Origin of the sequence: Comamonas halotolerans (assembly GCF_030162935.1) — a bacterium.
GTDB classification, from domain to species: Bacteria; Pseudomonadota; Gammaproteobacteria; order Burkholderiales; family Burkholderiaceae_C; genus Comamonas; species Comamonas halotolerans.
The window spans coordinates 297,962-307,518 of sequence record NZ_JASAUZ010000034.1; the positions used below are offsets into that span (position 1 = coordinate 297,962).

The window sequence follows — 9,557 nt, forward strand, 5'->3', positions numbered from 1 at the left end:
CTGAATAAATGAAGGGAAAGAGTTTGGGGAAAATCAGGCTGTCTGCGCCAGAGGGGCGGCCCAGATGGGCGCGGCAGGATGCGTTGCAGGCGCAACTGGAGCGCCATGGTGACTGAGAGATGCGCTGCCATTGAGAATTTCGCTTGACTGCATGCCATAGAGGCTGCGCAGCAGCTCGGGAGTCAGCGCCGAGGATGGGCCGTCATACACCACGCGCCCCTGATGCAGTGCCACAACCCGTGGGCAATAGCGAATGGCCATGTCAACCTGGTGCAAAGACACCACCACGGTGCAGCGGTCTTCGCGGTTGATGCGGGTGAGTATTTCCATGACCTTGCGCGAGGACTCAGGGTCCAGCGAGGCGATCGGCTCATCGGCCAGGACGACACGTGCGCCTTGCACAAGGGTGCGTGCAATTGCCGCGCGCTGCTGTTGGCCGCCGGAGAGTGTGGAAGCACGCTGAGCGTGGCATTCCGCAATCCCCACGCGAGCAAGCGCTTCCAGGGCCAGTTGGCGCTCGCTGGCCGTGAACCAGCGTGTCCATGAGCGCCACCAAGGCATGCTGTGCAATCGCCCGATGAGCACATTCATCAATACAGGAAGGCGATCAACCAGATTGAACTGTTGAAACACCATGCCCACTTCTGAGCGGGTCTTGCGAACATCACGCTGTATCTTTCCATCGGACTGCACGCAGTGGCCTGCCACCTCAATCAGGGAGCCGCTGGTGGAGTCCGCAGCCATCAGGCCTGCGACGTGCCGCAGCAGCGTGGATTTGCCCGAACCAGAGGCACCGATAAGCGCCACCATTTCACCCTGGGCAATGTCGATCTGAATGTTGTCCAGTGCACGTTTGCCGTTGGCAAAATGCTTGTTGAGATTTTGGATACGGAGTGACATGTTTGGCCCTCTGAAAAATTGTCTAGACAGCTTGTTCAGTGTTAGCGATCAATGTGAAATCGCTTTGACAGAATTGCGAAGCTTTTATGAATGCGGTGACTCCACAGTTCACATCACACGCTTGCCTTCGCGCCAGACGCCACGCACCAGAGCCTGGCGCTTGCCTTCGGGCAGGTCGATGAAGCGCACCTGAATCAGGTCTGCGCGCAGGCCCTGTTTGACTTCGCCGCGATCCACAAGTCCGCAGGAGCGTGCCGGATTACTGCTGACGGTGGCCACGGCCTGCGGCAGCGTCAGAATGCCGTCGTCCACGAGCCGCTGCACCGCACTGAGGAGACTGCCGGGAACATAGTCGGAGGAAAGAATGTCAAGCAGGCCTTGGCGAGCCAGTTCGCTGGCAGCGACATTGCCTGAGTGCGAGCCTCCGCGCACCACGTTGGGGCCGCCCATGACCGTGAACATGCCCCGCTCATGCGCTGCACGCGCTGCCAGCACCGTAGTGGGAAACTCGGACACCGTGGCGCCTTCTGCATAGGCCTGTTGCACATGGGCTTCCGTGGTGTCATCGTGGCTGGCCAGAGCGATGTTGTTGGTGCGGCAATGGTCGACAAAATACTCACGATGCGGGCGTGCGTAACGCTCTTGCAGCTCTGCCGAATACTCGACCTGCCTCAGAAACTTATCAAGGCTCCATCCCTTTTTGCCTGTGTAGTAGATCCGCGCCTGTTCAATGTCTTCCCACTGGCGCTGTCCCGGGGTGTGATCCATGAGGGAGATCAGCGACAAACGTGCGCGATTGCGAAATGGCTCGAACAGATCAATGGTGTTGGGGGCAGGGAGCTCACAGCGCACGTGCAAATGGTGATCGGCTCTGAGCAAGCCTTTTTCTGTGCAGCCATCAATGGTGTCAAGCACTCTGCTCCATGCGGTGCCGCGCAGGCTGTCAGGGTCTGCATCACCTACGCCAAGCGCGTCGAACACGGTGGTGATGCCGGCTGCCACCACCTCGGCGTCATGCGCCAATAGCGCTGGCATTTCTGCCCACTGCACCTTGGGGCGCGGCATGAGATGGCGCTCGAAATTATCGGTATGGATTTCCACCATGCCGGGCATCAGGTAGTCGCCTTCCAGGTCATGTCCCGACGGCACCGAAGTCTGACCTGCATCAACGCTGGCGATGCTGCCCTTGTCGACATGCACGCTGCCGCGCACCACCTCTTGCCCCAGTACGATGTGCCCGTTGAAAAATACGTTGGAGCTCATGCATTCCCCCGGTAAAGCGACATGTCAACGTGACGTGTGGACACCGCAGCCCCTACGTCGGGATCGTGGAAAATTCCCAGCACCGCAGCGCCGCGTGTGACCGCTTCGTTGATCATTTCGACCACGGTACGGGTGTTTGCCGGGTCGAGCGATGCGGTGGGCTCATCCACCAGAAGCAAGGGGCGCGGCTTGATCAGGCTGCGCGCAATGTTGATGCGCTGTTGCTCACCGCCGGAGAAGGTGGCTGGCGGAAGGTTCCACAGGCGCTCGGGAATCCGCAGCCGCTCAAGCCAGCGCGCTGCTTCCTCGCGAGCTGCTGCAACGGCCTCAGGATTTGCGGTGCGGCCTTCAAGCAAGGGCTCTGCCACCACATCCAGCGCCGACACGCGAGGTATGACGCGCAGAAACTGGCTGACGTAGCCCACGGTGCTGCGGCGCATTTGCACCAGATCGCGGGCGCTGGCCTGCGTTACATCGATGTTTGCACCTTCTGCAGTCCGCACAACAATGCTTCCGGCGCTGGCACGGTAGTTGGCGTACACGAGCTTGAGCAGCGTGCTCTTGCCCATGCCGGATGGGCCGTCAAGCACCAGGCACTCACCCGGGGATGCCTGGAGATCGACATTGCTGAGCACTTGCAGCGTGGCGGCGTTTTGATGGTGCAGGGTGAAGCGCTTGGCCACCCCTTTCATGGAAAGTACAGGATGTGTCATGGCTGAAGCACTGAAGAGACAAGCAGTTGGGTGTAGGGGTGCTGTGGGTCATCGAGCACCTGATCGGTGAGGCCAGACTCGACAATGCGCCCCCGTTGCATGACCACCATGCGGTGTGCCAGCAAACGCGCTACGGCCAGGTCATGGGTCACGATGACCACGGCGAGCTGCATCTCCTGGCTCAGGTGGCGCAGCATGTCCAGCAGGCGCGCCTGTACCGATACGTCCAGGCCCGAAGTTGGTTCGTCCATGAAAACCAGGCGTGGATTGGTCACCAGGTTGCGGGCGATCTGCAGGCGCTGGCGCATGCCGCCGGAAAAATTTTTCGGCAGGTCGTCAATGCGGACTGCATCAATTTCCACGCGCATCAACCACTGTGTGGCGCTGGCTCTGAGTTGTGCGTAGTGCCTGTGGCCCAAGCCCATGAGCCGCTCACCGACATTGGCACCGGCTGAAACTTCCATGCGCAGACCATCGGCAGGATTCTGGTGCACAAAACCCCAGTCTGTGCGGGCCAGCAGGCGCTGACGTGCAATGCTGAGCGCATGCACGTTGTCGCATCGGCCATCGCGCATCTGGTAGTCAACGCTGCCACTGTCAGGGCGTAGTCGCGCCGAGATGATGTTCAGGAGCGTACTTTTGCCGGAGCCCGATTCGCCGACGACAGCCAGTACCTCGCCGGGCCAGAGTTCAAAAGAAGCATGGTGCAACGCGGTGAAATCGCCAAATTTTTTGGACACATTGCGCACGCTTAACAAAGGGGTGGGGTGGGATGTGGAAGTCATGGTGAATCTCGCTCACAAGGCGGTGTGCATCTCGTCCGGCGCATCTGCGTGAGCGTTCGCATGTGCATCCGCTTGTGCATGTGCAGGCAAAGGAGAGGGGGGCTGCATGGATTGGCGTTCCTGGCAGTAATCCGAGTCGGAGCACACATGTATGCGCGAGCCCTTGTCATCGGTAATCACCTCATCAAGGAAAGAGTCCGCCGCGCCGCACAGCGCGCATGTGTCATTCCAGCGCTGCACTTCAAACGGGTGATCCTCGAATCCCAGGCTTTCCACCTTGGTGTAGGGTGGAACGGCATAGATGCGCTTTTCACGGCCCGCACCGAAGAGCTGTAGCGCAGGGTTCATGTGCATCTTGGGGTTGTCAAACTTCGGTATGGGCGAAGGAGACATCAGATAGCGGTCATTCACCATGACGGGGTAGTCGTAGGTGGTGGCAATGTGTCCATAGCGCGCAACGTCTTCATACAGCTTGACGTGCATGAGCCCGTATTCCGCCAGCGCATGCAGCAAGCGACTCTCGGTGGAGCGGGGCTCCAAGCGTTGCAAAGGCTCGGGTTGCGGCACCTGATAGACAATGATCTGGCCTTCGCGCAGCGGCACTTCTGGAATGCGGTGCCGCGTCTGGATGATGCTCGCCTCTGTGGTGCGCGTTGTCACAGGCAAGCCCGTGGTGCGCTGGAAGAATCTGCGAATGTTGACGGCGTTGACCGTGTCGTCCGAGCCTTGGTCAATCACTTTCAGCGTGTCTTTGCGGCCAATGACTGCTGCAGTGACTTGTATTCCACCTGTGCCCCAACCGTAAGGGAGCGGCATTTCGCGTGAGCCGAAGGGCACCTGGTAGCCCGGTATGGCAACAGCCTTCAGAATGGCGCGCCGAATCATGCGCTTGGTGCGTTCGTCAAGGTACGCAAAGTTCACGTTCGAGTCCGTGGCCTGCGTAACATCTTCAAAGCCAAGCAGCGTCTCATCAATGGGGGCGTTCATGATTGTTCCTCGAGGGTGTTCACATCCTTGACGCAGGTCTGGTTGCGCATGCGGCGCACCAGGTCCAGCTCAGCCTGAAAGTCCACGTAGTGCGGCAGCTTCAAGTGCTGCACGAAGCCGGATGCCTCCAGGCTGTCGCTGTGCGAGAGCACAAACTCGGGCATTTGCGCTGGAGATTCGATGGATTCGCCCAGCTCTGCCGCGCGCAGGGCGCGGTCCACCAGGCTCATCGCCATGGCTTTGCGCTCGCTGTGGCCAAATGCCAGGCCGTAACCGCGTGTGAATTGCGGGGGCTCGGTTTTGCTGCCTGCAAACTGATTGACCATTTCGCATTCGGTGAGCTCGATATCGCCAATCGAAATCGTGAAATCCAGCTCTTCAGGCGCAAGCTCCACCGCAACTTCACCCACGCGGATTTCGCCAACGAAGGGGTGTGTGTGCGAGTAGCCGCGCTGCGTGGAATAGGCCATTGCCAGCAAGAAACCTTCATCACCTCGCGCAAGGTTTTGCAGGCGTGTGGCCCGGTTGGCAGGAAAGCGCAGCGGCTCGCGCGTCAGGTCCTGTGGTGCGGGATCACCTTCTGGCACAGGGTGCTGCTCGATAAGCCCTTCCTGGTTGAGCAGCTCAACCACGCGCGGCGGTGGTGGCTCGATGTGTTCAGTGCACGGCGCATGTGCCAGCGAATCGCGCTGCGCATTGGCTGCCAGCGAAAAATCCAGCAAACGTTGCGTGTAGTCGTAAGTGGGGCCAAGCACCTGTCCGCCCGGCAAGTCTTTGAACGTTGCCGAGATGCGGCGTGCAATCGCCATGTCACTGGTGCGCAATGGCTGGGTTTCACCAAGACGTGGCAGCGTGGCACGATAGGCTCGCAGCAGGAAGATGGCCTCCACCAGATCGCCACTCGATTGTTTGATGGCCAGAGCGGCCAGATCTCGGTCATAGACAGAACCTTCTGTCATCACGCGGTCTACAGCCAGCTTCATCTGCTCGCGGATTTGCGCAATGCTCAGCTCTGCCAGAGCAGTGTCTCCCCGGCGCTGTTCGCTGATGAGTCGGTAGCTATTGAGAATGGCGGTTTCACCGCCTTTGACGGCAACATACATGTCAGACGGCCTCCGAAGAAAGCACTTGGGTGGTACGTGGCAGGCCCAGCACGTGGGATGGGGAAGTCAAAAGCACATCCACGCCACGCGGAAAAGCGGCATGATTGTCAGCCCACTGCGTGACGAAATCGGCAGGTAAGCCGTGGGCGCTCAACGCAAGCGTCTGTTTGATTCCAGGGCCACTCAGCGTGAAGTGCTGCGCAGACTTTTGGCTGGAGTGATCCAACTCCATCACGCAGGTGGCCGAGTGGTCCGGGTATTCGTCAGAGCCAGCCTCCAGCTCGGCCAGTGATGGCCATGCATCACCACGGGCCAGCCATAAGAACTGGGCCTGCGCAGGATCGTCAACAAGGCGGCAGCCTGTGTGAAAGCGCAACCAGGTTGGGGCGTCGGATTGCGCGATGGACGAGGAGACCCACAACGAGGTTTCGCTGTCGAGCAATGCCAAAAGCAAAAGTGCGCTGCTGTTGTGACCTGCGTTGGGAAGCTGCGCGATGGCCGGGATCTCCACCGCTTTGCCCGGCATGGAAAGCGCCTGCAAGGCGCACCGGAAAATTTCCTGACTACCCGCTACGCCGTCGTGAAACCCGGGCACCACGTTCTGAAGGTCTTCGGCTTTCATTCCTGCTCCTCGTCGTTGTCGTCTTCTCCTGCCTCGCGTGCCACGGTGAAGAAATCGACCTTGGTTGCATGTGCGCGCTTTTGGCGCTCGGCTTGCTGCGCGCGCAGGTACGAGCGAATGGGCTCCAGTAGCTGTTGTGACAGCGTGGCGTGGTGCTGCGGGGTTTGCAGCAAGGCGTCTGCAATGGCGGCCAGTTGCACATGTCGATGTGTTCGGCCCAGGATATAGGCAACACCCACGGAATCGGCGGCTTCTGGTGTGCTGCAGCGCAGGGTGCAGCGCGTGACGGTGACTTCTCCCAGGTTGAAGCGTGCGCCAGTGCCACCAGCGCGGCCTTGCAGCATGTACAGCCCGGTCTCGGGCTGCCTCAGCCATTGCAGCGTCAACTGCGACTGCAGTGGCGATATGGCCCGCTCAAGAAGTTGGAGGGGAGATCTGGCCAGCAAGGCCATCCACTCGGGCCGCGTCGCTTTTTGCGAGCGCCCATCTTTGTCAAATGCATGAAACATGATGGTGCTACTTTCCAAGTTGTGTAGACAACTTTGTCTGTCGCATGCACTTTAGATAGCCAACATTTAGTTTTCATGACAAACAAATCCATCGCAGAAAATTCTTCGCTGGCCTTGCCGCTGCCAGAGAGTAGTTTCTGGGCGCGCATTGCCAACGAGATTGCGGACTCCATACGCCGTGGCATTTATCCGCCAGGTCAGAAGCTCCCTTCTGAAACTGCACTGGCACAGCACTACGACGTCAATCGACACACCATTCGCCGCTCGCTGGCAACACTGGGTCAGCTGGGGCTTGTGCGCTCCACGCAGGGCAGTGGTACGTACGTGGAAGACTTTGCGGTCGACTTGATCCTCGGTAAGCGCACACGCCACCGACAGAGCCTGAAACAAGCAGGTCTCAAAGGTGGCATGAGCGTGCTCAGTGTCACCACAGAAGCCGCCGATACCGGGGTTGCGCAGGCATTGCAAATACGTCGGGGAGGGCGAGTGCTTCACCTGGTTGTGCTTGGTGAAGGCGGCGGTCATGTATTGCACATCAGCGACCGTTACTTTCCACTGCCGCGTTTTGCAGGGCTGGAGCTGCATTTGCAAGAATCGGGGTCGATCACAGAATCATTTCTACGGCTTGGTGTCGAGGACTACACGCGCAAGGAAAGCCGCATATCGGCCCGGCTCCCGGATACCGAAATCGCCAGCTTGCTGCAGCAACCTGCAACACGCCCCGCGCTTCAAGTGACCAGCGTCAACGTAGATACCGAAGGCATCCCACTTGAATTTGCACGTACCTGGTTTGCGGGCGACCGCGTCACGCTCACGGTGAATCATGAGCACGATGAATGAATTGGAAAAAGCACATCGCATCGCAATTTATTTCGCGCCTGCGATGGAGACCGAGCTATGGCGTAAAGGCAGTCAGTGGCTTGGCCGCTGCGCTGCGACCAGCACAGCAATGCCCCAGCCTATGGTGCCACCCTTTACCGCCAAAGAATTCCAGCAGCTGACGCAAGAGCCGCGTCGCTATGGCCTGCATGCCACGCTCAAAGCACCATTCCGCTTGTCTGAAGGTGTCTGCGTGGACAACTTGCTCGACGCCATCAGCAAGATTTGCGCGACACACAGGAAGATTGCACTGTCTCCACTGCGGGTATCACGCTTAGGTAATTTTTTAAGCTTGCGGCCATCAGAAGATCAGGCCGAAGTAAATGCGCTGGCCAGTGACTGCGTGAAGTCGCTGCAGCCTTTTGCCGCACCGCTGACCGAGGAGGAGTGGCTGAAGCGACGCCGTGCAAACCTGTCAGCCGAGCAGGATCTGCTGGTGCAGCAGTGGGGTTACCCATGGGTGTTTGAGCACTTCCGCTTTCATATCTCTCTCTCAGGCCCGCTCAAAGCACTGGCGCAGGCGCAGTTGCTTGCCTTGCAAAGTGAAGCGGAACGCTATTTCCACCACTTGGCACCTTGCGTTCTGGACAGAATTGCCGTGTTTGCAGAGTTCGCACCTGGGACAGATTTCCAGTTAATCACGCAGATGGAGCTGGCAGTATGACAGGGCGACTTATCTATGTGATTGGCCCATCGGGTGCGGGCAAAGACAGTGTTTTGCAGGGGCTTCGCTCACAGTGGCCCGGTCATATTCCTGTGCATTGGGCCTGCCGTACCATCACTCGCCCTGCAACACCCCATGGTGAGTGCCATGAGGCAGTGGATAAGGCTGGTTTTGAGCAAATGTCGCTCTCCAATGCTTTTGCGCTGCAGTGGCGCGCCAATGGCCTGGCGTATGGCGTAAGGCATGAAGAGGTACGCCGCGTCATGCATGGGCACTGGGTTTTCGTCAATGGTTCTAGGGCTTATTTGCCTGAGCTTCTACAGTTCGCCCCGCAGGCAACAGTGGTGCATATCAGCGCGTCGCCAGAAGTGCTCAAGTCACGATTGCTCGCACGTGGCCGTGAGTCCGAAGCAGCGGTATCGGCACGCATGCAACGTGCAGTAGAACTTGAGCTGCCACCTACTTCCATCCAAATCATGAATGACGGGGTGCTTGAGGACGCAGTCATCAATCTACGCAAGCATTTGATGGCTGAGCAATCCAAGGGTGTAGCTGATTGAAAAATTACTTATTCTTCGGGTAGGCATTGTTGCATAAATCAACCTGCCGCAAGCTGTAGGCTTGCGACATGAGTCAGCCATCTAAGCCTAGTTACCGCACCACGAACTGGAAACAGTACAACGCTTCCCTCAAGACTCGCGGTTCCTTGTCTGTTTGGCTGGACAAACGCATGGCGTGGTTTGCCGCTGACAGCGGCAACCGCGGGCGCAGCCAGAAGTTCTCGGATGCAGCCATTCAGTTTTGCTTGACGCCCAAGAACCTGTTTGGCCTGGCACTCAGGCAAACGAAGGGTTTGGTGGAGTCGGAGCTTCATCTGTGTGGCCTGCGGTGGCAAGTGCCCGACTTCAGTACCTTGTGCAGGCGCCAGCAAGATTTGGATGTCCAGATTCCGTACAACGGCAGTAAAGCAGGCTTGCACCTGCTGGTAGATTCGGCAGGAATCAAGTTCCTGGGTGACGGTGAATGGAAATGCAAAAGCATGGACCTGAACGCTGGCGCCAGTGGCGCAAGCTGCACATTTGCATTGATGCCAAGACCATGCAGATTAGGTCTATCTGCGTGAACTCCAACC

11 protein-coding genes and 1 pseudogene are annotated in these 9,557 nt (G+C 58.6%); 4 read left to right on the forward strand and 8 right to left on the reverse strand.

The genetic code is table 11. The features are described from left to right. Positions 1–33 precede the first annotated feature (33 nt). From phnC to phnG, 8 genes are all read right to left on the reverse strand, one after another. Entirely contained in the window at positions 34–900 is an 867-nt protein-coding gene (gene phnC, locus QEP11_RS14230) for a phosphonate ABC transporter ATP-binding protein (RefSeq protein ID WP_284337294.1), read from the reverse strand. 108 nt (positions 901–1,008) lie between these two features. Further along, the gene (locus QEP11_RS14235) at positions 1,009–2,163 is read right to left on the reverse strand and encodes an alpha-D-ribose 1-methylphosphonate 5-triphosphate diphosphatase (protein ID WP_284337295.1); all 1,155 of its coding nucleotides are present in this window, start codon (positions 2,161–2,163) and stop codon (positions 1,009–1,011) included. Then, positions 2,160–2,876 (reverse strand): phosphonate C-P lyase system protein PhnL, encoded by a 717-nt coding sequence (phnL, locus tag QEP11_RS14240; protein ID WP_284337296.1) that lies wholly within the window; start codon positions 2,874–2,876, stop codon positions 2,160–2,162. Before phnL ends, QEP11_RS14235 begins: the two co-directional genes overlap by 4 nt. Then, entirely contained in the window at positions 2,873–3,661 is a 789-nt protein-coding gene (phnK, locus tag QEP11_RS14245; protein ID WP_284337297.1) for a phosphonate C-P lyase system protein PhnK, read from the reverse strand. Before phnK ends, phnL begins: the two co-directional genes overlap by 4 nt. Positions 3,662–3,673: 12 nt before the next feature. Further along, a complete protein-coding gene (locus QEP11_RS14250; RefSeq protein ID WP_284337298.1) occupies positions 3,674–4,648 on the reverse strand; it encodes an alpha-D-ribose 1-methylphosphonate 5-phosphate C-P-lyase PhnJ in 975 nt (324 codons plus the stop codon). Beyond that, positions 4,645–5,751 carry a carbon-phosphorus lyase complex subunit gene (locus QEP11_RS14255; protein WP_284337299.1) on the reverse strand — a complete coding sequence of 369 codons (1,107 nt, stop codon included), beginning with the start codon at positions 5,749–5,751 and terminating at the stop codon, positions 4,645–4,647. Before QEP11_RS14255 ends, QEP11_RS14250 begins: the two co-directional genes overlap by 4 nt. A gap of 1 nt (position 5,752) precedes the next feature. Then, on the reverse strand, positions 5,753–6,373 hold the full coding sequence (gene phnH / locus QEP11_RS14260; RefSeq protein ID WP_284337300.1) for a phosphonate C-P lyase system protein PhnH: 621 nt from the start codon (positions 6,371–6,373) through the stop codon (positions 5,753–5,755). Continuing rightward, positions 6,370–6,882, reverse strand: a complete 513-nt coding sequence (phnG, locus tag QEP11_RS14265) for a phosphonate C-P lyase system protein PhnG (RefSeq protein WP_284337301.1) — start codon at positions 6,880–6,882, stop codon at positions 6,370–6,372. Before phnG ends, phnH begins: the two co-directional genes overlap by 4 nt. Before the next feature lie 75 nt (positions 6,883–6,957). Between phnG and phnF the strand changes: the two genes are divergently transcribed. From phnF to QEP11_RS14285, 4 genes and pseudogenes are all read left to right on the forward strand, one after another. Next, on the forward strand, positions 6,958–7,722 hold the full coding sequence (gene phnF, locus QEP11_RS14270) for a phosphonate metabolism transcriptional regulator PhnF (RefSeq protein WP_284337302.1): 765 nt from the start codon (positions 6,958–6,960) through the stop codon (positions 7,720–7,722). Further along, positions 7,715–8,425, forward strand: a complete 711-nt coding sequence (locus tag QEP11_RS14275) for a DUF1045 domain-containing protein (RefSeq protein WP_284337303.1) — start codon at positions 7,715–7,717, stop codon at positions 8,423–8,425. The genes phnF and QEP11_RS14275 overlap by 8 nt, the downstream gene beginning before the upstream one ends. Next, positions 8,422–8,985 carry a phosphonate metabolism protein/1,5-bisphosphokinase (PRPP-forming) PhnN gene (phnN, locus tag QEP11_RS14280; RefSeq protein ID WP_284337304.1) on the forward strand — a complete coding sequence of 188 codons (564 nt, stop codon included), beginning with the start codon at positions 8,422–8,424 and terminating at the stop codon, positions 8,983–8,985. Before QEP11_RS14275 ends, phnN begins: the two co-directional genes overlap by 4 nt. A gap of 68 nt (positions 8,986–9,053) precedes the next feature. Continuing rightward, positions 9,054–9,557 (forward strand): annotated as a pseudogene (locus tag QEP11_RS14285) (IS5 family transposase); the annotation flags it as partial.

Bases quoted from the DNA above. Each gene is read 5' to 3' on its own strand.
- phnC (WP_284337294.1), bottom strand. From the start codon at position 900: ATGTCACTCCGTATCCAAAATCTCAACAAGCATTTTGCCAACGGCAAA.
- QEP11_RS14235 (WP_284337295.1), bottom strand. From the start codon at position 2,163: ATGAGCTCCAACGTATTTTTCAACGGGCACATCGTACTGGGGCAAGAG.
- phnL (WP_284337296.1), bottom strand. From the start codon at position 2,876: ATGACACATCCTGTACTTTCCATGAAAGGGGTGGCCAAGCGCTTCACC.
- phnK (WP_284337297.1), bottom strand. From the start codon at position 3,661: ATGACTTCCACATCCCACCCCACCCCTTTGTTAAGCGTGCGCAATGTG.
- QEP11_RS14250 (WP_284337298.1), bottom strand. From the start codon at position 4,648: ATGAACGCCCCCATTGATGAGACGCTGCTTGGCTTTGAAGATGTTACG.
- QEP11_RS14255 (WP_284337299.1), bottom strand. From the start codon at position 5,751: ATGTATGTTGCCGTCAAAGGCGGTGAAACCGCCATTCTCAATAGCTAC.
- phnH (WP_284337300.1), bottom strand. From the start codon at position 6,373: ATGAAAGCCGAAGACCTTCAGAACGTGGTGCCCGGGTTTCACGACGGC.
- phnG (WP_284337301.1), bottom strand. From the start codon at position 6,882: ATGTTTCATGCATTTGACAAAGATGGGCGCTCGCAAAAAGCGACGCGG.
- phnF (WP_284337302.1), top strand. From the start codon at position 6,958: ATGACAAACAAATCCATCGCAGAAAATTCTTCGCTGGCCTTGCCGCTG.
- QEP11_RS14275 (WP_284337303.1), top strand. From the start codon at position 7,715: ATGAATGAATTGGAAAAAGCACATCGCATCGCAATTTATTTCGCGCCT.
- phnN (WP_284337304.1), top strand. From the start codon at position 8,422: ATGACAGGGCGACTTATCTATGTGATTGGCCCATCGGGTGCGGGCAAA.